Annotated in this window: 22 protein-coding genes; 19 read left to right on the top strand and 3 right to left on the bottom strand. The window is 68.4% G+C overall.

The annotated features are described in order from the left end of the window. The first annotated feature begins 9 nt into the window (after positions 1 to 9). The 11 genes from AB0I12_RS06960 (at position 10) to AB0I12_RS06910 (ending at position 10,640) form a co-directional block, all read left to right on the top strand. Entirely contained in the window at positions 10 to 771 is a 762-nt protein-coding gene (locus AB0I12_RS06960; RefSeq protein WP_359925703.1) for an AAA family ATPase, read from the top strand. Positions 772 to 820: 49 nt separating this feature from the next. Further along, entirely contained in the window at positions 821 to 1,165 is a 345-nt protein-coding gene (locus AB0I12_RS06955; RefSeq protein WP_359925700.1) for a prepilin-type N-terminal cleavage/methylation domain-containing protein, read from the top strand. A gap of 89 nt (positions 1,166 to 1,254) precedes the next feature. Continuing rightward, complete coding sequence (locus AB0I12_RS06950) at positions 1,255 to 2,349, top strand: type IV pilus twitching motility protein PilT (protein WP_359925697.1); 1,095 nt, start codon at positions 1,255 to 1,257, stop codon at positions 2,347 to 2,349. Next, complete coding sequence (locus AB0I12_RS06945) at positions 2,346 to 3,983, top strand: GspE/PulE family protein (protein WP_359925695.1); 1,638 nt, start codon at positions 2,346 to 2,348, stop codon at positions 3,981 to 3,983. The genes AB0I12_RS06950 and AB0I12_RS06945 overlap by 4 nt, the downstream gene beginning before the upstream one ends. Before the next feature lie 3 nt (positions 3,984 to 3,986). Beyond that, complete coding sequence (locus AB0I12_RS06940) at positions 3,987 to 5,192, top strand: type II secretion system F family protein (protein WP_359925693.1); 1,206 nt, start codon at positions 3,987 to 3,989, stop codon at positions 5,190 to 5,192. Further along, positions 5,189 to 5,647 (top strand): type II secretion system protein, encoded by a 459-nt coding sequence (locus AB0I12_RS06935; protein ID WP_359925690.1) that lies wholly within the window; start codon positions 5,189 to 5,191, stop codon positions 5,645 to 5,647. Before AB0I12_RS06940 ends, AB0I12_RS06935 begins: the two co-directional genes overlap by 4 nt. After that, positions 5,623 to 6,264: a prepilin-type N-terminal cleavage/methylation domain-containing protein gene (locus AB0I12_RS06930; protein ID WP_359925687.1), complete on the top strand. Its 642-nt coding sequence runs from the start codon at positions 5,623 to 5,625 to the stop codon at positions 6,262 to 6,264. Before AB0I12_RS06935 ends, AB0I12_RS06930 begins: the two co-directional genes overlap by 25 nt. Further along, on the top strand, positions 6,261 to 8,330 hold the full coding sequence (locus AB0I12_RS06925; RefSeq protein ID WP_359925684.1) for a hypothetical protein: 2,070 nt from the start codon (positions 6,261 to 6,263) through the stop codon (positions 8,328 to 8,330). Before AB0I12_RS06930 ends, AB0I12_RS06925 begins: the two co-directional genes overlap by 4 nt. Beyond that, positions 8,312 to 9,106, top strand: coding sequence for a prepilin peptidase (locus AB0I12_RS06920; RefSeq protein WP_359925682.1), 795 nt, complete (start codon positions 8,312 to 8,314; stop codon positions 9,104 to 9,106). Before AB0I12_RS06925 ends, AB0I12_RS06920 begins: the two co-directional genes overlap by 19 nt. Before the next feature lie 67 nt (positions 9,107 to 9,173). After that, positions 9,174 to 9,848: a response regulator transcription factor gene (locus AB0I12_RS06915; RefSeq protein ID WP_359925679.1), complete on the top strand. Its 675-nt coding sequence runs from the start codon at positions 9,174 to 9,176 to the stop codon at positions 9,846 to 9,848. 129 nt (positions 9,849 to 9,977) lie between these two features. Continuing rightward, entirely contained in the window at positions 9,978 to 10,640 is a 663-nt protein-coding gene (locus AB0I12_RS06910; RefSeq protein ID WP_359925676.1) for a response regulator transcription factor, read from the top strand. Here AB0I12_RS06910 and AB0I12_RS06905 read toward each other — a convergent pair. Beyond that, entirely contained in the window at positions 10,637 to 11,551 is a 915-nt protein-coding gene (locus tag AB0I12_RS06905; RefSeq protein ID WP_359925673.1) for an NADP-dependent oxidoreductase, read from the bottom strand. The genes AB0I12_RS06910 and AB0I12_RS06905 overlap by 4 nt on opposite strands. A 101-nt stretch (positions 11,552 to 11,652) precedes the next feature. Between AB0I12_RS06905 and AB0I12_RS06900 the strand changes: the two genes are divergently transcribed. From AB0I12_RS06900 to AB0I12_RS06890, 3 genes are all read left to right on the top strand, one after another. Then, entirely contained in the window at positions 11,653 to 12,060 is a 408-nt protein-coding gene (locus tag AB0I12_RS06900) for a helix-turn-helix domain-containing protein (protein WP_359925670.1), read from the top strand. Then, positions 12,057 to 12,698, top strand: coding sequence for a DUF2064 domain-containing protein (locus AB0I12_RS06895; RefSeq protein ID WP_359925668.1), 642 nt, complete (start codon positions 12,057 to 12,059; stop codon positions 12,696 to 12,698). Before AB0I12_RS06900 ends, AB0I12_RS06895 begins: the two co-directional genes overlap by 4 nt. A gap of 1,164 nt (positions 12,699 to 13,862) precedes the next feature. Further along, positions 13,863 to 14,348 (top strand): hypothetical protein, encoded by a 486-nt coding sequence (locus AB0I12_RS06890; RefSeq protein ID WP_359925665.1) that lies wholly within the window; start codon positions 13,863 to 13,865, stop codon positions 14,346 to 14,348. A gap of 298 nt (positions 14,349 to 14,646) precedes the next feature. Here the strand turns inward: AB0I12_RS06890 and AB0I12_RS06885 are convergent, their stop codons facing one another. Next, positions 14,647 to 15,189, bottom strand: coding sequence for an NUDIX domain-containing protein (locus AB0I12_RS06885; protein WP_359925662.1), 543 nt, complete (start codon positions 15,187 to 15,189; stop codon positions 14,647 to 14,649). A gap of 61 nt (positions 15,190 to 15,250) precedes the next feature. After that, a complete protein-coding gene (locus AB0I12_RS06880) occupies positions 15,251 to 16,552 on the bottom strand; it encodes a zinc-dependent metalloprotease (protein WP_359925660.1) in 1,302 nt (433 codons plus the stop codon). 302 nt (positions 16,553 to 16,854) lie between these two features. Here AB0I12_RS06880 and AB0I12_RS06875 point away from each other — a divergent pair, with 302 nt between their 5' ends. The 5 genes from AB0I12_RS06875 to AB0I12_RS06855 are packed head-to-tail and all read left to right on the top strand — an operon-like array spanning position 16,855 to position 22,259. After that, positions 16,855 to 17,280 carry a molybdenum cofactor biosynthesis protein MoaE gene (locus tag AB0I12_RS06875; protein WP_359925657.1) on the top strand — a complete coding sequence of 142 codons (426 nt, stop codon included), beginning with the start codon at positions 16,855 to 16,857 and terminating at the stop codon, positions 17,278 to 17,280. Between the two features lie 30 nt (positions 17,281 to 17,310). Next, positions 17,311 to 17,583 (top strand): hypothetical protein, encoded by a 273-nt coding sequence (locus AB0I12_RS06870; protein WP_359925655.1) that lies wholly within the window; start codon positions 17,311 to 17,313, stop codon positions 17,581 to 17,583. Continuing rightward, positions 17,580 to 18,617: a PDZ domain-containing protein gene (locus tag AB0I12_RS06865; RefSeq protein WP_359925653.1), complete on the top strand. Its 1,038-nt coding sequence runs from the start codon at positions 17,580 to 17,582 to the stop codon at positions 18,615 to 18,617. Before AB0I12_RS06870 ends, AB0I12_RS06865 begins: the two co-directional genes overlap by 4 nt. A gap of 43 nt (positions 18,618 to 18,660) precedes the next feature. Beyond that, complete coding sequence (locus AB0I12_RS06860; protein WP_359925651.1) at positions 18,661 to 19,275, top strand: PPA1309 family protein; 615 nt, start codon at positions 18,661 to 18,663, stop codon at positions 19,273 to 19,275. Continuing rightward, positions 19,272 to 22,259 carry a UPF0182 family protein gene (locus AB0I12_RS06855; protein ID WP_359925648.1) on the top strand — a complete coding sequence of 996 codons (2,988 nt, stop codon included), beginning with the start codon at positions 19,272 to 19,274 and terminating at the stop codon, positions 22,257 to 22,259. The genes AB0I12_RS06860 and AB0I12_RS06855 overlap by 4 nt, the downstream gene beginning before the upstream one ends. Positions 22,260 to 22,273 lie beyond the last annotated feature (14 nt).

Below are 22,273 nucleotides of genomic sequence, written 5' to 3'. Positions count from 1 at the left end.
GGTGTCAGGATGTCGGACGGGCGGATCATCACGGTCTTCGCGGCCAAGGACGGCAGCGGCAAGACGACAGTCGCCACGAACCTGGCCGTCGCCCTGTGCGCCCCCGGCGAACGGCGCGTCTGCCTCGTCGACCTGGACCTGCAGTTCGGTGACGTCGCCTGCCTTCTCGGGCTGCGTCCCGGGCGCAGCCTCTGCGACGCGCTGCCGTCGGCCGGGTCGCTCACCACGGAACAAGTCGTCGACCTGATGACGACGTACCGCCCGGGGCTGGACTGCCTGCTGGCTCCGGCCGGTCCCGGGAACGCGATGAAGATCCCGCACACCCTTGTCGCCGAGCTCCTGGACGTGGCGCGCGACGTGTACGACTTCGTGATCGTCGACACGCCGGCGCAGTTCAACGCGTCGGTACTGGCCGCGCTCGACGCGGCTGATCACCACGTACTGGTCGCCACCTCGGAGCGGCCGTCGCTGAAGAACCTGCGGCTGATCCTCGACGTCCTCGACCTGCTGTACGACGCCGGCTCCCGGTCGATCGTCATCAACCGATCGGACCGCCGGGCGGATCTGACCGCGGCCGACACGGACCAGCTGGTCAGGACCCCGATCGCGACCCAGTTGCCGAACTGGACCGATGTGCCCGCCTCGATCAACCGGGGCGAACCCATCACCGTCGGCTACCCGGACCATCCCGTCAGCCAGGCCGTCCGCCGGCTGGCCGACACCCTCGTCGCGAGCGACGGGAGGTGCAGCCGGGATCCGCCCTCCGCGTAGCACCACCTCACAACCACTCGAATCCTTTGAACAGAAAGCGAAACACATCATGCTCAACAAGATCCGCGAAGCCCGCAAGAACGAGTCCGGCTTCACCCTCATCGAACTCCTGATGGTCATCGTCATCCTGGGCGTCCTGTCCGGCATCGTCGTCTTCGCCGTGTCCGGCATCCAGGACCGCGGCGCGCTGTCGGCCTGCAAGTCCGAGGTCAAGACGATCGCTGTCGCCGAGGAGGCCAACTACGCCCAGAAGGGTACGTACGCCGACCTTGCGGGCCTGGTCACCAACGGGTTCCTGCGCTCTGGCACCCCGAAGTATGTCGCGTCCGCGAACGCGAGCGACGGCTCGCTGACTCTGGTCGCCTCGCCGCCTTCAGGCTGCTCGGCCGCCTGATCGCCTGACTCCGGTGGGGAGGGGTTTCCCCAAGGCCTCTCCCCACCGGGTATTTGACCGACGCACGACCAACCACCTGGAGAAGCACCATGATCAGTCTTGCTCGTGGCAGCCGGGTCGACCTGCTGCTCGAAGAGCTCTGGAACGCCGGCGGCACCGACCTGCTGCTGACCGCGGGCATGCCACCTCAGATCCGCGTCCACGGACGCCTGCACTCCGTCAACGGCCTGGACCCGCTGACCCGCGACGACACCGACAGCCTGCTCGAAGAGGTGCTCAGCGCCGAGCAGGCCGCGGACTGGAACACCAAGCACGAACACGACTTCTCGTTCTCCTGGCGCGACGAGGCCCGGATTCGCGGCAACGCGTTCACCCAGCGCGGTGACACGGCGGTGGCGCTCCGGATGATCCCGCGCGAGATCCCGACGATGGACGAGCTCGGCCTGCCGCCGGTCCTGTACGACTTCGCCCGCAAGCACCAGGGCCTGGTGCTGGTGACCGGCCCGACCGGCTCCGGCAAGTCGACGACGCTGGCGGCGATGATCGGCAAGATCAACGCCGATCGCGCCTGCCACATCATCACGGTCGAGGATCCGATCGAGTACGTCCACGACCACAAGCTCTCCGCCGTCAACCAGCGTGAGGTCGGCAGCGACACCGCCAGCTTCCCAGACGCTCTGCGTTCGGCACTGCGCGAGGACCCCGACGTCCTGCTGGTGGGTGAGATGCGTGACCTGGAGTCGATCCGGTTCGCCCTCACCATCGCCGAGACAGGGCACCTGGTCTTCGCGACCCTGCACACCAACGACACCGCACAGTCGCTGGCTCGCATCATCGACGTGTTCCCGGCGGAGCAGCAGGCCCAGGTCCGGGTCCAGCTCGCCGCGGCGCTCACGGGCGTGGTGTACCAGCGGCTGATTCCGCGCATCGGCGGCGGACTGGTCGCGGCGTACGAGGTGATGGTCGCCGACGCCGCCGTCCGCAACCTGATCAAGGAAGGCAAGACGCACCAGCTGCGCAACTCGGTCGTCACCGGTCAGCGCGACGGCATGCTCACGCTCGAACAGTCGCTGTCGACGCTCGTGCAGAACGGTGTCGTCACGTACGACGACGCGGCCGCGCGCAGCCTTTACCCGAAGGACATCGAGGCGCGGCCGCGGCTGCGGGCGGGGGTGCCGGCATGAAGCTTCGCAAGGCCGACCGGCCCGAACCCCGGCACGCCGTACCGAGCCCGCGCCCGGAGATCATCCCGGCCGCCACCGAGCAGGACCTGCATATCGAGCGCACCCGCGCCCGTCACCTCGCCGAGCAGCACAACCTCGGCCTCGCCGACCTGCGGACCACCAGCCCTGATCCGGCCGCGGCCGCACTCCTCGACGAACGAACGGCTCGCAACTTGGTCGCCGTACCGCTGGAGGTCCGCGAGGACGTCGTCGCGGTGGCTGTCGCCGACCCGTCGGTCCTCGACGAGCTGCAGGCTGCACTCGGCCGCCGGGTCGTTCTCGAGCTCGCCGCACCGACCGACGTGCTGCACGCCATCGGTACGGCGTACCGCGCGTTGACCGGCATCGACGACCGCGTCAAGGTGTTCGAGGCCCGCGACGCGGTCCGCAAGGACATCCGCGACGAGGCGCCCGGCGCGAACGACGACGCTCCCGTCGTCCAGGTCGTGCAGCTCGTCATCACGCAGGCGTTGCGGGACCGGGCGTCCGACGTACACATCGAGCCGCACGGCGACCGTGTCCGCGTCCGGTACCGGATCGACGGCGCGTTGCACGACGTACTCGAACTGCCCGGGTCGATCGGCCCGGCCGTGGTGAGCCGGATCAAGATCCTCGCCGACCTCAACATCGTCGAGCGTCGTCGCCCGCAGGACGGTCAGATCAGCATGGACGTCGAGGGACGCCCGGTCGACATCCGCGTCTCCACGACCGCGGTGGTCGGCGGCGAGAAGGTCGTCCTGCGGTTGCTCGACAAGAGCCGTCCGTTGTTCCGGCTGGAGCAGCTCGGCATGCCGGACCACATGGCCGCGACGTACTCGGGTCTGCTGCATGCGCCGTACGGCATGGTCATCTGCGCGGGGCCGACCGGCAGCGGCAAGACCACCACGCTCTACGGGTCGCTCGGCGAGATCAACAGTCCCGAGCGCAACATCATGACGATCGAGGACCCGGTCGAGTACACCTTCGACTCGATCAACCAGATCCAGATCAACGAGGCAGCCGGTATCACGTTCGCCGGCGGTCTGCGGTCGATCCTGCGGCAGGACCCGGACGTGATCCTGGTCGGCGAGGTCCGCGACATCGAGACCGCGCGGATCGCCGTACAGTCCGCGCTGACCGGCCACTTCGTGCTCTCGTCGCTGCACGCGACCGACGCGGCGACAGCGCTGCACCGCCTGCTGGACATGGGAATCGAGACGTTCCTGATCGCGTCCTCGGTCACCGCTGTGGTCTCCCAGCGCCTCGTCCGCCGGGTGTGCACGAACTGCCGCGAGTACTACGTACCGAAGGCCGAGGAGCTCGCGTTCCTCGCGGCCGCCGGCGGCCGAACGCCCGACGACGGGTTCGTCCGCGGCGCGGGCTGCAACTTCTGCGCGCACACCGGGTTCCTGGAGCGGACCGGCGTCTACGAGCTGATGCCGGTGTCGGACGCGATCCGCGAGCTGGTCGTCGACCGCGCCGCGCACGACGAGATCCGCAAGGTGGCCCGCTACGAAGGCATGCGGACGCTGACCGAGGAGGGCATCCGGCTCGCCGAGGCGGGCGTCACCACCATCGGCGAGGTCATGCGGTCCATCTACATGGTCGGGAGCTGACCGATGACCAAGTACGCGTACGTCGCGACCGCGCCGGACGGCCAGGTCGCGAAGGGCACGACCAAGGCGGAGAGCCGCGAGGACGCCGAGCTGGCGCTGTACGAGCTCGAGCTGCGCGACATCCGGGTCACCGAGAAGCGCAGCGTCCTGCAGCTCGAGATCACGCCGCGCCGCGTGAAGCGCGAGGAGGTGATGCACCTGTCACGGCAGCTGGGCGCCTTCATCAAGGCCGGCCTGCCGCTGATCGACGCGGTGCACTCGCTCGGCGAGGAGGCCGACAACGCGTCGGTCCGGCGGATGATGGCCGAGGTCGAGCACGGTCTGCGCGGCGGCGAGAAGCTCTCGGACTGCTTCGACCGGCACCCGAAGATCTTCCCGGAGTTCTATCGCGGCATCCTCCGCTCGGCCGAGCTGAGCGGGCAGCTGGACACGGTGCTGCAGCAGCTCGCGACGTACCTCGAGCGCGACCTCGAGGCCCGGCGCAAGGTCAAGCAAGCGATGATCTATCCGTCGATCGTGGCGGTGATGTCGATGGTCACGGTGATCGTGCTCGCGGCGTTCGTGCTGCCGCGGTTCAAGGACTTCTTCGCCAGCCTGCACGCGACGCTGCCGCTGCCGACCCGGATGCTGCTCGCGGTCACGGACTTCCTGACCGCGTGGTGGTGGGCGCTCGGCGGCGGAGTCGCCGTACTGGCGCTGCTCATCTTCGGTGTCGTGCAGACGCACGGCGGTCGCTACCTGCGCGACAAGGTGTTTCTCGCGCTGCCGGTGCTCGGCGGCACGATCCAGTTCGCCTTGGTCGAGCGCTTCTGCCGCATCCTCGCATCGATGGTCGGTGCGGGCGTGCAGCTGCCGGAAGCGCTCCGCGTCGCCACCGGTTCGTTGCCGAACCTGGTGTTCCGGCGCTCGCTGGGCGTGGCGGGCGAGGCCCTGCTGGAGGGAGAGGGTCTCGCTCGTCCACTGGCCGCGACCAAACTGTTCCCCAAGACCGCGGCGCAGATGATGCTGGTCGGTGAGGACACCGGCACACTGGACACGCAGCTCGAGGTCACGGCCGAGTACTACGAGGGCGAGCTGGACTACAAGCTGAAGAAGCTGATCGGTCTGTTCGAGCCGCTGGTCATCGTGCTCATGGGCCTGATCGTCGGCTTCGTCGCAGTCGCCCTGGTGTCCGCGATGTACGGCATCTTCCGCCAGGTCCAGTCATGAGCGAGGCGCGTGGGGAGCAGGGCGAATCACTGCTCGAGCTGCTGATCGCGGTCGCCATCATGGGCATCGCCGTGGTCGCGATCATGGCCGGGTTGGTCACCAGCGTCCTGATCTCCGACGTACACCGCAAACAGGCGACCGCCGGCACAGCGGTCCGCGACTACGCCGAGGCGATCCAGACCTCGGTTGCTGACGAGCACTACGTGCCGTGTGCGAGCGCCACGTCGTACAAGCCCGACGCTCTGGTGCCGGCCTTCAGCGCGCCGTCCGGGTTCACGCCGAGCGTTGTCGCCGGGACGGTCCGGTACTGGAACGGCAGCTCATGGCAGTCGAGCTGCTCGTCCGACCTCGGCCTGCAGCAGTTGACGATCCAGGTCGCCAGCAGCGACGGCCGCGCGACCGAGCGAGTGGACGTCGTACTGCGGAAGCCGTGCGGATTGGACACGACATGCTGACCCGCCGCCGTACCGACGAGGGGTTCACCCTGGTCGAGTTGCTCGTCGCCGTCGCGATCCTCGCCGTCATCACGGTGCCGCTGGCGAACGTCGTCATCGGCGCCTTTCGCAACACCACAGACACGTCCGACCGGCTGGAGTTGTCGCACGACGCGCAGATCAGTTCGTCGTACTTCGCGCGCGACGTTGCTGAGGTGGGACTGCGGGACTGGGCGGCCGTAAGTGCGAGCTCGGTGCCGTTCAAGCAGTCCGTGCAACTCGGTGCGGCGTACAACGAAGGTGGCTACACCTGCGGGTCCTCGACTGCCGTGGTCCGGTTCCTCTCGGACGTGTGGGACGCCTCCAAGACAGATGCGTCCACCAACGTCGTGGCCTACTACCTGAAGCCGGTCGGCGTCGTCAGTGAGCTGCACCGGGTCAAGTGCATCGGCCCTGCCACCACGGGCACCGACATCGTGGTTGCGCACAACGTGAAGCCGGGGAGCGTGGCCGTGACGTGTTCGAGCGCCTGCGAGGCGGCCGACGTACCCGACCAGATCTCCATGGCGTTCCAGGTCACGCGGGCGTCCGTCGGCGACTACCCGATCACTCTCACCGGTCAGCGGAGGCAGCAATGAAAGACCGCATCGCCCGCGCGCGTGCTCGCGGGGACGAGGGCGCGGCGCTCGTCCTGGCGCTGATCGTGATCACCGTGATCGCACTCAGCCTGTCCGCGCTGCTCACGTTGTCGGACACCAGTGTGCGGACGACGGTCGGCCTGCGCGACCAGGTCGCGGACACCTACAACGCCGACGGTGCGATGCAGGCCGCGATCAACAACCTGCGCAACAGCAGCTACAACCACAACACCGGCCAGTACTGCTTCGGCTCCAGCGACACGCTCCAACTGCCCAACTTCCACGGTAGCGACTCCGCCGCGGTCACCTGTGAGGCCGACCCGAAGAAGGTCCTGATCCAGTGCCCGTCGCTGTCGAACTGCAACCGGCCCGGCAACGCCATCCTGACGCTGGGCAAGGTCGCCGGCGAGGACGGTCTGAACATCACCCAGCCGAGCACCGGGTCCGCGTTCCGCGTGCACGGCAACGTGTTCTCGAACTCCAACATCAATGTGGTCAAAGGCATCCTGAACACGAATGCCAACGTCTGGGCACGTGGCTCCTGCACGGGAACGATCCAGAGCATCGGTACGGCGTGCACCATCGGCAGCGCCGCCAATGGGCTCGGCGACGACCCGAACTACGCCTCCGATGCGAGTGCACCGCCGCCGCACCGCGACCTGCCGGCCTGCACCACCCGCGGCACGGTCGTCACGTTCGAGCCGGGCACGTACGACGACGCCGTCGGGCTGAGCGCCATGATGAAGAGCAGCAGCGCGTGCAAGGACAGCACCTGGTGGTTCAAGCCGGGCACCTACTACTTCGACTTCCGCAACAGCGGCACCAACTCCAACCCCTTGCTCCCGTCCGGCTCGAACATCTGGACGATCGACAACGGGACCCTGATCGGCGGTACGCCGACCAACGCCGCCGGCACCATCATCGCCAAGCCGCCGGTGATGCCCGCCATCCCGGGCGCGTGCGACAACCCGATCAACGACGCGGGCGCCGTCGGTGTCCAGTTCGTCTTCGGCGGCGACAGCCAACTCGTGGTCAACAAGGGGCACGCGGAGATCTGCGGTTCGTACCACACCGACAGGGCGCCGATCGCGATCTACGGCCAGACCACCGGCGCGGACACCCCGACGGCGTGGACCGGCACCAACGCGCTGAGCATGACGACGGTCGACGACCCTGGCGCGTTCACGAACAACCCCGGCTGGATCGGTCTGGCCGACGGCAAGAGCGCGACGTGGGTCAAGACGAGTGCGAGCAACGAGACCGGGACGGTGAAGGTGTCGGGCTACACGCCACCGACCGCGATCCCGACAGGCTCGGTGCTCACCGCCGCCAAGTTGATCGTCGTCCACGGGAACACGGCAGGATCGACACAGGACATTCTCTCGGTTCGACTCGAGCCGACGAACGGTACGCCGTTCAGCGTCACGGTCCCGTCGTACGGCGACACCGCCATGCACACCGAGTCGATCGACGTACTCCAAAGCGGCCTCGGCACGCTCGCGCAGCTCGTCACCAGCGGCAATCTCTCCGGAACCAAGCTCACCTATTCGGCGGGCGTGAAGCACAAGGGCACCGAGATGCTCGACACGCTGAGGCTCGAGCTGACCGTCGTCACCCCGACCCTGCGCGGCGGCTCCGGCTGCATCACGAACACGCCGTACACCGGGGTCGGCAACGCGTCGACCTGCGCGGTCGTCAGCGCCCAGTCCAACGACAGCCTGTTCTATGTCCAGGGCACGACGTACACGCCGAAGGCCGTCCTGGACATCACGCTCAACAACGCCGAGGAGCAGGTCTTCCGCTTCGGGGTCGTCTCGCGGTCGTTGTGGGTCAAGGTCACCGGCAGCTTCACGTTCGGCGGGCCGGTCATCGAGGTGCCGGACGATTCGCCAGGCTTCGTGTTCAGCCTCTACCTGTCGACGTACATCTGCTCCGGACCAGGACCGTGCTCGACGGGTGGCACGCCGGCGTTGCGGTCGAAGGTCGCCCTGGTCGACTCCAATCCGATGACACCGAGCCCCGGACACCGGCAAGTGACCGTGCTCAGTTGGTCGAGGCCAGGATGATCGCGCTGTTCGCCGGGCTGCTCGGGCTGGCAGTCGGGTCGTTTCTGAACGTGGTGGTGTACCGCGTGCCGCGAGGCGAGTCGGTGGTGAATCCGCCGTCGCACTGTCCGCGGTGTGACAGTCTCGTGCGTGCCAGGCACAACGTGCCCGTGGTCGGGTGGGTCCTGTTGCGGGGGAGATGCGCGGACTGCCGGTTGCCGATCAGCGTGCGATATCCGCTGGTGGAGCTCGCGACCGGGCTCCTGTTCGCCGCGATCGCCTTGCGGTTCGACACGGTCGCGGTACTTCCGGCGTACCTCTGGTTCGCCGGTACGGGGGTAGCGCTCGCGTTGATCGACCTCGACGTACGGCGGTTGCCCAACGCGATCGTGGTGCCGTCGTACCCGGTCCTGCTGGCACTACTGGCCGGCGCTGCCGCGTGGGAGCACCACTGGTGGGCGCTCGCGCGGGCTGTGATCGGCGGGGCGGTGTTGTTCGGGTTCTACCTGCTCGTGGTCGTCGCGTATCCGGCCGGGATGGGCTGGGGTGACGTCAAGCTCTCCGGCCTCGTCGGCGGCGTACTGGCGTTCCTCTCCTGGCAGACATTCGTGATCGGCGCGTTCGCGGCGTTCCTGCTCGGGGCGGTCGTCGGCGTCGCTGTGATGCTGGCCGGCCGCGGCGGGCGCAAGACCGCACTGCCGTTCGGTCCGTTCATGATCGGCGGCGTGCTCCTCGCGGTGTTTGCGGCTGCCCCGGTGGCGAGCTGGTACGGGACCCTGCTGAGTCCCTCGTACTAGGGACCAAAGTCCCTAGTCGCTCCGTATTTCCGTTACCTAGGGTGACGACAACACGGGGAGGAACACAATGAGTCATCAAATCAAGAGCGTCGTCGTCGACGGCCACACCCTCACGCGCTTCGGGCTCATCGGCCTGGCGAGCGCCCAACCGGACATCGTCGTCGTCGGCGAGACCGGCCTCGGCGCGGAGGCGGCCGCGATCGTTGCGACCACCGCGGCCGACGTCGTCGTCCTCGAGACCGCACTGCCGGACGTCGACGGGCTGCGGGCGGCCCGCGAGCTCCGCGACCGCAATCCCGGTCTCGGGATCGTGCTGCTGACGTCGAACGGCGAGGACGACGTGCTGTTCCGGGCCCTGGAGATGGGTGTGTCGGCGTTCGTCGCCAAGACCGCGCCCGCGGCCGAGGTGCTCGCGGCGATCCGCCACGCGGCCGTCGCCGCCGGCTCGTTCAGCGCCAGCGGCCTGGGCCAGGCGCTCGCGCGACGTCAGGCCGCCGGCGCCAAGGCGATGCTGAGCCCGCGCGAGAACGAGGTCCTGGCCCTGCTCGGCGCGGGCCTGTCCGTCGCCGCGATCGGAACCAGCATGTACGTCAGCCATTCGACGGCGAAGACGTACGTCGCGAGGCTCTACCAGAAGCTCGGCGCGTCGAACCGGGCCCAGGCGATCATGGCCGGTCTGCGCCTCGGTCTGATCGAGCAGGAGCGTCCCGCAGCGGCCCTTGCGCACTCCGGAAGTTGGTAACCAAGCGTTCAACCAAGTGGGTGGAAAACACCTGCTTGATTCGCGTAACGGGCTGTGGCCTCCGGGCGATTTCAGTTACAGCAGGTGAAATTCGTCACTCTGTGCTGAGGGGTCTCACGGGGGCACATCATGAACGGTTCGATCACCGTCGTCGTCATCGACGGCCACACACTGACCAGGTACGGGCTGATCCGGCTGGTCAGTGCCGACGCCGACATCAGCATCGTCGGTGAGTGTGGCCTCGCGTCCGAGGCGGGGGCGCTGGTCGCCTCCGCCCGCCCGGACGTCGTCGTACTGGACGTGATGCTGCCGGACGCCGACGGCCTGCGCGTCGCGCGCGAGCTGCGCGATCGCCACCCCGCACTGGGGATCGTGGTGCTGACTTCGCAGGATGAGGATGACGTACTCTTCCGGGCCCTGGAGAACGGGGCTTCCGCCTTCGTCGCCAAGACCGCTCCGAACACCGAACTGCTCGGAGCGATCCGGCATGCCGCCGTCGCCGCGTCCTCGTTCACCGCGACCGGCCTCGCGCCCGCGCTGGCCCGCCGCGGCCGCGTGGTCGCGAAGGGCTGCGCGCTGTCGCTCAGCGGGCGTGAGCAGGAGGTTCTGCGCCTGCTCGCCGACGGGCTGTCGGTCCCGGCGATCGCAGGCGCGATGTTCGTCAGCCTTTCCACCGCGAAGACGTACGTCGCCCGCCTCTACGAAAAGCTCGGCGCGACGAACCGGGCCAACGCGATCATGACGGCGCTTCGCCTCGGCCTGATCACCGCCGAACTGCCGGCCATCGCCTAGGGAACGATGACGAGGCGGCCGCGCACGCCGCCTTTGGCCAGCCTTTTGTACGCCGTCGCGGCATCCTCGAGCGGATACGTGTCGGCAACGCGGGTCGAGATCACACCTGACTCCGCGAGGTGAACGAGTTGTTCGAGATCGTCGCGGCTCGACTGGACGAAGAGCTGCTCGACCGTGATGCCGCGGAGCTGCGGCGGCCGCGGACCGCCTTGTGGATGGACGTGCCGACCGCGGTTGCGGACTGCTTCTTGGGCGGCGATTCCGAGGACCGCGGCGTCGACCAGTCCGTCCACGCCGGCCGGGACGATTCGGCGTACCTCGGTCGGTAGGTCCTTCGAGCGGGCGATGAAGTGGTCCGCGCCGAGGCGTCGTACCAAGTCCTCGTCCTGGTCGCCGGCGGTGGCGATCACGGTCAAGCCGAAGTGCTTGGCGAGCTCGACCGCGTAGCCACCGACGCCGCCTGCTGCGCCGGTGATCAAGATTGTCTGGCCGCCTTCGAAGGCGCGCAGGGCTTGGAGTGCTGTCGAGGCGTTGAGGGCGAATGTCGACGCGGGGATCAGCTCCATGCCCGCGGGAGCCTTTGCGACGGCGTCGGTGTCCAGGACGACGTACTCCGCGTGCGTCTTCAGCGGTCGGCCGAGCAGGTCGGCCAGCCCGATCACCGCCGTACCTGGCGGGAGGTCGCCGGCGTCCACTGTTCCCGCCACGTCCCAGCCGAGGCCGAACTGGTCGCGGGCGGCGGTTAAGCCGGACTGGACCAGGAGGCCCGCGCTGACGGCCACGTCGACCGGGTTGACCGCGGCCGCGGCTACCTTGATCCGCACCTGACCTTCGGCTGGTTCAGGTATGGGGGTCTCGATCAGCTGGATGGCGTCGGGGCCGGCGAGCTTCCGGGCGACCAGTGCGCGCATGATGTCTCTCTTTCGATGTGGGCTTGGGCATCACCCTGGGAGAGTTACTCTCTGACGGGAAGTACGCACTTCGGAGTGCGTATCGCACGACGAGGAGAGCCATGCCGACCCGTACTGCAGCTCAGCTCCGGGAGGAGGCCGCTCGCGAGTACGACGCGTTCCTGGCGACCTGCCCGGCTCGGCAACTGCTCGACCGGATCAGCGACAAGTGGGTGACGCTGGTGCTGACCGCTCTCGCGGACGGGCCGCAGCGCTACTCCGACCTGTCGCGCCGTATCGCCGGGGTCAGCCAGAAGATGCTGACCCAGACTCTCCGCTCGCTGGAACGCGACGGCCTTCTTACCCGCTCGGTCACTCCGTCCGTTCCGGTACGCGTCGACTACGAGCTCACGCCGCTGGGTGGCACGCTGATGCCACTTATCGCGGCCATCAAGTCCTGGGCCGAGACGCACATGCCTGAGGTTCAGACTGCCCGCTCCCTCTACGACGCGACGAGCGCTCCGGCATGAGTGCGACCGACGGCTCCGATGTGGGCGATGCCGTTGATCGGCGGGTGGTCGTTGTCGTCGTGCCTGCGGTCGGGACGTGGGCGCCGCCGGGACGAGATCCGGAGAAGTGGCGGCTGGCCTTGGCGGAGGACACGTACGAGGTGCTCGCCGCCCTCGACCGGGTCGATGTGGCGGTCGCCGTCGCCGGCGACGACGCCGCGGTGGCTGAGATGAGCGCGCTGACCTGGCCCGGCACACCGGCGTACGCCGTCGATCCTGACCGGCCCGTCTTGCATGCGGTCGAGGTGGTCGGGCCGGCTGCGGCGGTGGTTGCCGTCTCGTACGACGTACCCGATCTTCCCGGGCTGTTGATCGGCAAGCTCTTCCGGGCGCTGAGCCACGCCGACATCGCGGTCACGCCGGCCGAGGACGGTTCGCTCGTCGCCATCGGGGTCGGGTCTCCGGTCGCTTCTTGGATCACCGACCTCGCGCCGACCTTCGACACCCCGCTGGCGCTGCTCGAAGCCCGTAAACCACGTCGGCATGCGGTCGCGATCGGCCCGGGCTGGCACCGTCTGCGATCGAACGCTGACATAGCGCGACTGGATCCAGGGCTGGAAGGCTGGGACGCCACAAGATCCCAACTTCGTCACGCCTGACCCGTCACCTTCCCCGAACCCGCTCGTTCACCATGCAACGGGGAGCAACACCGATCGCCGATGCCGTTCAGGGGCGGCACCCGACGACAACAACCCGACCGCACCGGGGGATGCGGTCCGGGCAAGAGAACGATGGGGAACGCACGGGGGAACGGGGATCGCAGCACCACGGGGGAACCGCACGACCGTAAACGCAGTGCCGTCTGGGGGACGGCACCGCAACGAGCACGGGGGCGCAGTACGACGGGCAGGCCTAGGAGACGTCGTACGGCGAGGGCAGTTGTAAGCCCTGCACGAGCAGGTGGCTCGGGTACGGAGCAGGATCGCAGGGCAATGGGGGAAACGGGGGATGCTGGGGGAGCTGTGCTCGCACCTGCGGGCACAGCGCGATCCAGTGCACGGGGAATGCGGCGGCGGCTGAAACGCAGCACCCACGGGGGATTCGCAGCACGGGCATCGCGACGGAGGGGACCAGTTGGGGAAGCTGTGCCCGCACCCCGCAGGCACACGGGGCACACGGGACGGCTGAACGCAGTATCCGAAGGGAAGCACGGGGGCCGTACGACGGGCATGCCTTAGCGATGTCGTACGGCGAGGACAGCTGAAAGCCCTGCACGAGCAGGTGGCTCGGGCACGGAGCGGAATCGCAGGGCAATGGGGGACACGGGGGGGATTGCTGGGAGAGCTGTGCTCGAACCCTCGGGCACAGCGCGATCCAGTGCATGGGGGTGTGCGGGCGACGGTGGGACGCATTAGCAGCGGGGGGAGTAGGACGGGCAGGCCCGGGAGTTGTCGTACGGCGAGGACAGTTGTAAGCATGCACGAGCGGGTGGTTCTGCCACGGAGCGGGATCGCAGGGCGATTGGGGGGCACACACGGGGGATTGCTGGGGAGCTGTGCTCGCACCCTGCGGGCACAGCGCGATCGGGTGCACGGGGATGTGCAGGTGAGGGTGGGACGCAGTAGCAGCGGGGGCACGGGGGTGCAGTACGACGGGCAGGCCTGCGAGTTGTCGTACGGCGGGAACAGCTGGAAGCGCTGGACGAGCGGGTGGTTCTGCTACGCAGCGGGATCGCAGGGCGACGGGGGACGCGGGGGTGCTCCTATGGGTTCGTCAAGGAAATCTGGCTGCGTTCGCGGGGTGTTGGCGGGCAGCATGGCGGGATGCCGGATCTGCTGTGGGACGACGTCAGGACCTTCTTCGACCCTGACCTGATGGGTGCTCTGCCGGACGTGTCCGTGGCGGGAACCTCGGTCGAGGACTGGCAGGCGGTGTTCGATCTGACCCGGTCGAGCGGATGGGCGTGGGAGTACTCGGTAGGCGGCGTCGCTGGGCCACTGCCGTCAGCGGCGGAGGTGCTGATGCGTCCGGCCGATGCGGACACTGTCGATCTGCGGGTCTGGCCGGTCCCGGATGTGCTGGCGATATTCCGTCCGATGTCGGCCGAAGAGATCGACTTCGATGTCGACGTTCGCGAGCTGCAGGGCCAGGAAAGAGTGGACATCCTGTGCGGGTTCTTCGCCGCTGTGGGCCGCAGGCTTGGCAAGCCGGTGGTCATGACGGCCGAGGGCGACAACGGGCATCCGGTGCTCGGGTTCGATCCCGCAGCCAATCGCGTGGTGTTGATGGCGGACCCGAGGCTCAGCTGACTGTTTCGCCTGCGGCGGTCTACCGATGCCTCCGGCCCGGTGACAGCACCCCCCGGATCATGCGAGCTACAGGGGGAAGAGTCATGTCGGACCGGAGGCCGGGAGCCGCGTTGCAGGGCCACGAAGGAGGGAACGGGGGGATCGCCGGGACAGCTGTGCTCGGACCTGCGGGCGCAGGGCGATAGTGATCGGGGGAGTGCGGCTGAGATCCGCGAGACCGAGCATCGCTTGCACTCCTCGCCTCACCAGCTGACGAAGCCGCACATCTTGTGGTCCCAGGAGCTCAGCGGCGGCGTGGTCAGTGCTGAGCGAGGTGATGTTGTGCGCGGGAGGCCAGTTCCTGGACGGAGCAGTCCGTGTCCGGCGGGAGGGCGTCGAGGGGAAACCAGGCGAGGTCGTGGGATTCCTCGCTGACGACGTATTCCGTGGATGTCGCGGTGACCAGGAACTGGACGTCGAGGTGGTAGGCGCCCGCGCAGCCGCCTGCTTCCAGTAGGTGGCGGGAGAGTTGGAGGGGTTCGCTGCTGACGGTGAGGGATGACAGGCCGGATTCCTCAGTTGCTTCGCGGAGGGCGGCGCCGGTCAGGGTGGTGTCGCCGGGTTCGCAGTGGCCGCCTAGTTGGAGCCAGCGGCCGACTGTTTTGTGCAGGGTCAGCAGGGTATTTCGGCCGGCAGCATCGACAACTAGCGCGCTCGCCGTCACGTGCTCCGGGCGGCAGCTGCGCCACATTCCGTCCGGGTGGGTCGAGAGGTGGTGCAGGTAGTGCGCCCGCAGCTCTTCCTGCTCGGCGTCGGGCGCGTGCCAACTCTTCAAGACCTCGACTGCGTCGGCATGAAGCATTCCGCAAGTCTCCACACCCCCGCCTGGACACACTCAGGCGGGGGTGTGGAGAACGCCGCAGCTACTTGGCGGGGTTGTCGCCGTCGTCCTCGGTCGGCGGCTCGGGAGTCTCCGCGTCGAGGAAGTCGCTGATGTCGATGTCGGAGAGTTCGCCTGCGTGCTGCGCGAAGCCGATGGGGTCGTCCAGGTCGCCGGTGCTCGGCATCAGGTCCGGGTGGGACCAGAGGTTGTCACGGCCTTCGACGCCGCGGGCGTCGCGGACGGCGGCCCAGAGGTTCGCGGCGTCGCGGAGGCGGCGGGGGCGCAGCTGCAGACCGACGAGGGTCGCGAACGTCTGCTCGGCCGGACCCCCGGCGGCGCGGCGGCGCCGAACCGTCTCGGCGAGCTGGACCGCGGCGGGCATCCGATCCTTGGTGGCCTCGCGTACGACGTCGTCGACCCAGCCTTCGACCAGGGCCAGCGTGGTCTCGAGCCGGACGAGGGCTGCCTTCTGCTGCTCCGAGTCCTCGGGCTCGAACAGGCCGCCGGCGAGCGCCTCCTGCATGGCCTCCGGATTCTGTGGGTCGATGTCGGCCATCGCACGCTCGATCTTGCCGGTGTCGACCTCGATCCCGGCCGCGTAGTCGGCGACCGCGGCGAGCAGGTGCTGACGGAGCCACGGCACCCCGGCGTACAGCCGCTGGTGGGCGACCTCACGCAACGCGAGGTACAGCCGGACGTCCTCGTCGGTCAGTCCGAGCCCCTCGGCGAACTTGGCGATGTTGTCGGGCAGCAGGATCGCCTGGCCGGTCGGGCCCAGCGGCAGCCCGATGTCGGACGAGCTGACGACCTCGCCGGCGAGCTCCCCGAGTCCCTGGCCGACCTGCGCTCCGAAGACGGAACCGCCGAGCTGCCGCAGCATCCCGGCCATCGGGCCGGCGAACTGCTGCGCCTCGGCGGGCAGCGCGTTGCCCATCGCACCGGCGACATGTTCCGCGACCGGGTCGACGATCGTCTGCCAAACCGGGAGCGTGTTCTCGACCCACTCCGCGCGGCTCCAGGCCGCGGAGGTGGCGGACACCTCGGGCAGCGTGGTGGCGTCGTCGAGCCAGTGCTCGGCGAGCCGGACCGCGTCCGCGACCCGATCGCCGTCGGTCGACGTCATCGACCGGTCGCCGGCGGTGGAGACGGTCTTGCGGGCGATGTCCTTGGCGAGATCCCAGTTCACCGGCTTGCCGTCGGTGGAACCGCTGAGCAACTGCTGGACCTGGGCGAAGATCGCGTTCAGGTCCGGGGTGCCGCCCGCGCCGGCCGCACCGGAGAACTGCTGGAACATGGCCTCGAACGGCGTTCCCTTGAACGGGTTGTCCGGTTCGTCGCTCATCGGAGGGCCTTCCTGTGCGGGTGGGGCGTACTACTCCAACGTACTGGTTCCGTCGACCAGTTCCTCGTCCGGCGAACGCATCGCCGCCTCTGTTCGCCGCAGGCAGAGCGCGAACCCGGGGCGGCCGGCGGATGGCGGGTAGGTGAGGAAGGCAACAGTCTCTCCCGGTGCACGCCGGACCACGCACCGCAGTCTCCGAACGCCCCCGAACGGGAGGTGGTGTCCGGGAATCGGCGGGCGGGAGGGAGAATTGCGGCGCGGGATGGAATGGTGTGTGGGGACACGGCGGGAATGAGGAACGGATGAGCGACGCGATCAGGCTGCTGGACATCCGCGAGAGTGCGCTGTCCAGCGACGAGGTGCTGGCCGCGGTCGCGGATCCGACGGCGGGCGGAACTGCGCTTTTCATCGGCACAGTGCGCAACCACGACCAGGACAAGCCGGTCGACCGCCTGAGCTACGAGGCCCACCCGGACGCGCTGGAGCACCTGCGGAAGGTCGCGCAGCGTGTTTGCGACGATCCAGCGGTGACCGCGCTGGCCGCCGTACACCGCACCGGGGACCTGGTGATCGGGGACGCCGCGGTGATCGTGGCGGTGGCCGCGGCGCACCGCGATGTGGCGTTCGCCGCGTGCCGGCGACTCATCGACGACCTCAAGGCCGAGGTCCCGATTTGGAAACACCAGAGCTTCAGCGACGGTGGCAGCGAGTGGGTCGGCGCTCACTGACCCGTACGCTGGGCGCATGAAGGTGGCCGGATGAAGGTTTTGGCGTGGCTGGCGTTTCCGCTGACCGCCACGCTGCTGGCGATGTGCTGGGCCGCCTGGCGCGGCTGGCGCAGCCGTGAGCCGCGCCGGTCCGGCGGCGCCTTCGCCTCGGTCGAGGACTTCCGTCGCTTCAACGCCGCGCTCGCCGCGCCCGGCCCGCGGGCCACTCCGGAACGTCGTCGCGGCCTCGGTCGTCGTATCCATCAGCCGGTCTCTTCCGAGGTCCGTGGCTCCGGCTCCAAGATCGCAGGGCAGGGTTCGTGACACGTCGTACCGCCACATTGGTCACCTCGATCGTCGTGCTCGTCGTCTCGCTGGGGCTGGTCACCGCCTTCCCGGTGCCGTTCGTCTCGTTCAGCCCCGGTCCGGTCAAGGACACGCTGGGGGCGTCGAAGAACAAGCCGGTCATCGAGATCACCGGTCACGAGACGTTCCCGACGTCGGGGCAGCTCGATCTGACCACGGTGTCCGTGACCTCTCCGGACCGTCAGTTGACCCTGCCGCAGGCGATGCGGAACTGGCTCGACCCGCACCACGACCTGTTCCCGCGCGACATCATCTATCCGCCGGACCAGAGCGCCGACGAGGTCGAGCAGCAGAACACCGCCGAGATGACCGGCTCGCAGGACAGCGCGGTCGCCGCGGCACTGCAGGCGGCGAACGTCCCGTTCCACACGAAGGTGTCGACGGTCGCGGAGAAGTCGCCGGCCGAAGGAAAGCTGAAGCCGGGCGACATCGTGCTGGCCGTCGACGGTCAGCCGGTGACGCAGGTCCCGCAGGTCGGCGAGTTCGTCCGCAAGCACAAGGTGGGCGAGAACGTCACCTTCCTGATCCGCCGCGGCACCGCCGAGCAGACCGTCCAGCTGAAGACGGCCGCGACCCCGGGCGATGAGACCCGGCCGATGGTCGGCATCACGATCGGTGTCGACTCGCAGGTGAAGGTGACGGTCAACCTCGGGCAGGACATCGGCGGTCCGAGCGCGGGCACCGCGTTCGCGCTGGCCATCTACGACAAGCTGACCCCGGGCGCGCTGCTGAACGGCAAGCACGTCGCCGGAACCGGCACGATCGACGCGCTCGGCCAGGTCGGCGCGATCGGCGGTATCCAGCAGAAGATCGCCGGCGCCCGCAACGACGGCGCGACGGTGTTCCTGGTCCCGGCGCCGAACTGCGCGGCCGCGCTGCACGCGGACGTGAAGGGCATCCAGCTGGTGAAGATCAGCACGCTGAACGACGCGATCAGCGCCCTGAAAGCGGTCGCCGACGGGAAGGGCGAGGTCCCGTCGTGCAGCCAATGAGTCGTTTGTACGAACCGGCGAACCGAAGGGGAGAGCTGCCGGCATGGATTCCGTAGGCATGCTGCCGTCCGACGCGCTGAGCCGCGCGGTGATCGAGATCGAGAAGCACGTGAGCAGCGCGGGCTGGGACCAGCCCGCGCAGTTGTTCGCGCTGGTCCCGACCGCGGAACTGCTCCGCGCGGAGCCGCAGCTCGCCGCCGAGCTCGGTGCCGAGGACGCGTCCCAGCCGCTGACGCCGGTCGCGCAGGGCGAGCTCCCCGGCGGGGTGGAGGACGAGCATCTCGCCGACACCCTCGGCCGGATCGAGTGGCCGGACGGTGTCGCCGGCTGTGCGTTGGCGATCGAGCGGATCGTGCTGCCGGCGGCGGCCGAGTCCGGGCTGTCCAGTGTCGAGTCGGACGCCGAACTGGCCCGGCTGGCCGGGAGCGATCCGCGCCGGCACGAGGTCCGGATGGTCGCCGCGGTGCTGCGTGAGGGCGACCGGTTCGGCGCCGTCCGGCTGCGCGCCCACGACGAGGACAGCGCGGTGCTCACCGGCGTCGACTTGGTCCCCACGCTGTGCGAAGTACTGTCTTTGACATTCGAACCTTCGGTCGGCAGCCGGTCGGGTGAAGGTCCTGGGGTCGACGGCATGAGCGACGACGAGGAGAAACCATGAGCGACGGCGTCTACGACATGCCGGAGGAGCCCGCCGCCCGGAGACCACGGCGCAGCGGCGGGCGCCCCCGTGCCCTGCTGCCGACGATCGCCACACTGATCGTCCTGCTGATCCTCTTCAGCGTGTTCACCGATGTCTGGACCCAGCGGCTCTGGTATCGGTCGGTGGACCTCGGCTCGGTCTTCAGCACCGTGCTGGGCACCCGGGTGCTGCTGTTCGTGGTCGTCGGTCTGCTGATGGCCGCGGCCGTCGTCGCGAACATCATCGTCGCGTTCCGCACCCGCCCGCGGGTGGCGCTTGCGCCGTCGCCGAGTCCGGGGTTCGAACGGTACGGCGACCTGCTGCAGCAGCACGGGAAGGTCGCGGTCGGAGTGATCGCGACCCTGATGCTGATCTTCGGCGGCTCGGCAGCATCGGGGGAGTGGAAGGTCTTCCTGGCCTGGCGCAACCGGACCCCCTTCGGCGTCACCGACAAGCACTTCAACAAGGACATCGCGTTCTTCGTCTTCGACTACCCGTGGCTGCGCGTGCTGCTCGGCTTCGGCTACTCGATCGTCCTGCTCTCGCTGGTCGCCGCGATCATCACCCATTACCTCTACGGCGGATTCCGCCCGTCCGCCAAGGGCCAGAAGGCGTCGGGCGCGGCGCAGGTGCAGTTCTCCGTGTTGCTCGGGCTGCTCGTCCTGCTGAAAGCCTTCAGCTACTGGCTGGACCGGTACGGTCTGACGACCTCTGACGCCAAGCTCTTCACCGGTGTCTCCTACACCGGCGACAACGCCATCCTGCCCAGCAAGGAGATCCTGGCCGTCATCGCGGTCCTGTGCGCAGGACTGTTCTTCGCCAATGTGGTCCGCCGGACCTGGCTGCTTCCCGGCGTCGGCACGGTGGTGCTGATCCTGTCGGCGATCCTGCTCGGCGCCCTCTGGCCGGCTGCGCTCCAGCAGCTGCGGGTGCGACCGAGCGAGCCGGTGAAGGAAGCGCCGTACATCACGAAGAACATCGAGGCCACGCGTCAGGCGTACGGGCTCGAGGGCGCGGACGTCACCGAGTACCGGGCGGAGACGACGGCCAAGCCGGAGGAGTTGGCGGCCGATGCCGAGGTGCTGCCCGGTATCCGGCTGATCGACCCGACCGTGATCGGTCCGACCTTCGAGCAGCTCCAGCAGGTCCGCGGGTTCTACTCGTTCCCGACCGATCTGGACGTCGACCGGTACAAGGTCAAGGGCAAGGTCAACGACACCGTCATCGCGGTCCGCGAGGTCCAGGTCGACCGGCTGCCGGGCGGTCAGCGCAACTGGAACAACGACCACACCGTCTATACGCACGGCTACGGAGTCGTCGCCGCGAACGGTAACCAGTCGCAGGGCGGCATCCCGGTGTGGACCGAGAAGGACCTGCCGCCGACCGGCGACCTCGGGAAGTACGAGCCGCGGATCTACTTCGGCGAGCAGTCCCCGGACTACTCGATCGTCGGCGCTCCGGAAGGCGGTCAGCCGGTCGAGCTCGACACACCGGAGGGCAAGTCCGGCGGCGACCCGACCCTGAACACCTACGAGGGCAAGGGCGGCGTCCCGATCGGTTCGTTCGCCAACCGGTTGCTCTACGCAACGAAGTTCCGGGACGCGAACATCCTGCTGTCCAGCCGGGTGAACCCCGAGTCGAAGATCCTCTACGACCGCAGCCCGCGCGAGCGGGTGGAGAAGGCGGCGCCGTGGCTGACGCCGGACGGTGACCCCTACCCGGCGATCGTCGACGGCCAGGTGGTCTGGATCGTCGACGGCTACACCACGTCGGACAACTACCCGTACTCCCAGAAGGTCGACCTGGACGTCAGCACCCGGGACACCACGACCGGCCGCGGGACGATCGCGCAGCAGCCGAGCGAGAAGATCAACTACATCCGCAACTCGGTCAAGGCGGTCGTCAACGCCTACGACGGCTCGGTCGAGCTGTATGCCTGGAACGAAAGCGACCCGGTGCTGAAGACCTGGATGAAGGCGTTCCCCGGCACGGTGAAGCCGCGCTCGGACATCTCGCCCGACCTGATGTCGCACCTGCGCTACCCGGAGGACATGTTCAAGGTCCAGCGCGACCTGCTCGCGAAGTACCACGTCGAGGACGCCGGCACGTGGTACCAGAACAGCGACCTGTGGCGCGTCCCGGACGACCCGACCGCGGTCTCGTCCGGCAGTGACTCGGCGACGCATATCAGCCAGCCTCCCTTCTACCTCTCGTTGCGGATGCCCGGTCAGACCGAGCCGAAGTTCTCACTGACGTCGGTGTACGTACCGAACGGTGAACGGGAGAACCTCACAGCATTCGTTGCCGTCGATGCCGAGGCGACCTCACCGGACTACGGCAAGTTCCGGGTGCTGCGATTGCCGGGGAACCTGCAGATACCTGGTCCGGGGCAGGTCTACAACAAGTTCCAGACCGACGAAGGCATCAGACAGGCGTTGCTGCCGATCAACCAGCCGAACAGCGGCGCAAGAGCGCAGTACGGCAACTTGCTGACGCTGCCGCTCGGCGGTGGTCTGCTCTACGTCCAGCCGGTGTACTCGGTGCGGACCAGCGGAGCGGGTACCTACCCCGTCCTGCGGTACGTGCTGGTGTCGTTCGGTGACGGCGTGGCCTACGGCGGAACGCTGCAAGAAGCCCTCAACAAGGTCTTCAAGACCAACGTCGACACCGGTGAGCTGCCACCAGGAACCGAGAAACCGCCTACGCAACAGCCGAACCAGACGGTCAAGCAGGCCATCGCCGACGCACAGGCTGCCTGGACACGAGCGCAGGCAGCCCTGACGAAGGGCGACCTCGCCGGCTACCAGACCAACCTGAACCAGATGAAGGCGGCGCTCGACAGGGCTGCCGCTGCCGCGGCGGGAACGCCCACGCCGACGCCGTCGGCCACGCCGTCCGGCAGTCCGTCGAGTCCACCCGCATCTCCGACGCCAACCAGCCCACCGAGCTCACCGACAGGCTGAGCGCACGGGCTTCC

This window comes from Kribbella sp. NPDC050459 (genome assembly GCF_040655315.1).
Classification (GTDB): Bacteria; Actinomycetota; Actinomycetes; order Propionibacteriales; family Kribbellaceae; genus Kribbella.
The sequence above is the reverse complement of the archived record's forward strand: the minus strand, read 5'-3'. Positions and strand labels throughout refer to the sequence as shown.

What these genes read in the sequence shown, in the direction of transcription:
- AB0I12_RS06960 (WP_359925703.1), top strand. Translation starts at nt 10, where the DNA reads ATGTCGGACGGGCGGATCATCACGGTCTTCGCGGCCAAGGACGGCAGC.
- AB0I12_RS06955 (WP_359925700.1), top strand. Translation starts at nt 821, where the DNA reads ATGCTCAACAAGATCCGCGAAGCCCGCAAGAACGAGTCCGGCTTCACC.
- AB0I12_RS06950 (WP_359925697.1), top strand. Translation starts at nt 1,255, where the DNA reads ATGATCAGTCTTGCTCGTGGCAGCCGGGTCGACCTGCTGCTCGAAGAG.
- AB0I12_RS06945 (WP_359925695.1), top strand. Translation starts at nt 2,346, where the DNA reads ATGAAGCTTCGCAAGGCCGACCGGCCCGAACCCCGGCACGCCGTACCG.
- AB0I12_RS06940 (WP_359925693.1), top strand. Translation starts at nt 3,987, where the DNA reads ATGACCAAGTACGCGTACGTCGCGACCGCGCCGGACGGCCAGGTCGCG.
- AB0I12_RS06935 (WP_359925690.1), top strand. Translation starts at nt 5,189, where the DNA reads ATGAGCGAGGCGCGTGGGGAGCAGGGCGAATCACTGCTCGAGCTGCTG.
- AB0I12_RS06925 (WP_359925684.1), top strand. Translation starts at nt 6,261, where the DNA reads ATGAAAGACCGCATCGCCCGCGCGCGTGCTCGCGGGGACGAGGGCGCG.
- AB0I12_RS06915 (WP_359925679.1), top strand. Translation starts at nt 9,174, where the DNA reads ATGAGTCATCAAATCAAGAGCGTCGTCGTCGACGGCCACACCCTCACG.
- AB0I12_RS06910 (WP_359925676.1), top strand. Translation starts at nt 9,978, where the DNA reads ATGAACGGTTCGATCACCGTCGTCGTCATCGACGGCCACACACTGACC.
- AB0I12_RS06905 (WP_359925673.1), bottom strand. Translation starts at nt 11,551, where the DNA reads ATGCGCGCACTGGTCGCCCGGAAGCTCGCCGGCCCCGACGCCATCCAG.
- AB0I12_RS06900 (WP_359925670.1), top strand. Translation starts at nt 11,653, where the DNA reads ATGCCGACCCGTACTGCAGCTCAGCTCCGGGAGGAGGCCGCTCGCGAG.
- AB0I12_RS06895 (WP_359925668.1), top strand. Translation starts at nt 12,057, where the DNA reads ATGAGTGCGACCGACGGCTCCGATGTGGGCGATGCCGTTGATCGGCGG.
- AB0I12_RS06890 (WP_359925665.1), top strand. Translation starts at nt 13,863, where the DNA reads ATGCCGGATCTGCTGTGGGACGACGTCAGGACCTTCTTCGACCCTGAC.
- AB0I12_RS06885 (WP_359925662.1), bottom strand. Translation starts at nt 15,189, where the DNA reads ATGCTTCATGCCGACGCAGTCGAGGTCTTGAAGAGTTGGCACGCGCCC.
- AB0I12_RS06880 (WP_359925660.1), bottom strand. Translation starts at nt 16,552, where the DNA reads ATGAGCGACGAACCGGACAACCCGTTCAAGGGAACGCCGTTCGAGGCC.
- AB0I12_RS06875 (WP_359925657.1), top strand. Translation starts at nt 16,855, where the DNA reads ATGAGCGACGCGATCAGGCTGCTGGACATCCGCGAGAGTGCGCTGTCC.
- AB0I12_RS06870 (WP_359925655.1), top strand. Translation starts at nt 17,311, where the DNA reads ATGAAGGTTTTGGCGTGGCTGGCGTTTCCGCTGACCGCCACGCTGCTG.
- AB0I12_RS06860 (WP_359925651.1), top strand. Translation starts at nt 18,661, where the DNA reads ATGGATTCCGTAGGCATGCTGCCGTCCGACGCGCTGAGCCGCGCGGTG.
- AB0I12_RS06855 (WP_359925648.1), top strand. Translation starts at nt 19,272, where the DNA reads ATGAGCGACGGCGTCTACGACATGCCGGAGGAGCCCGCCGCCCGGAGA.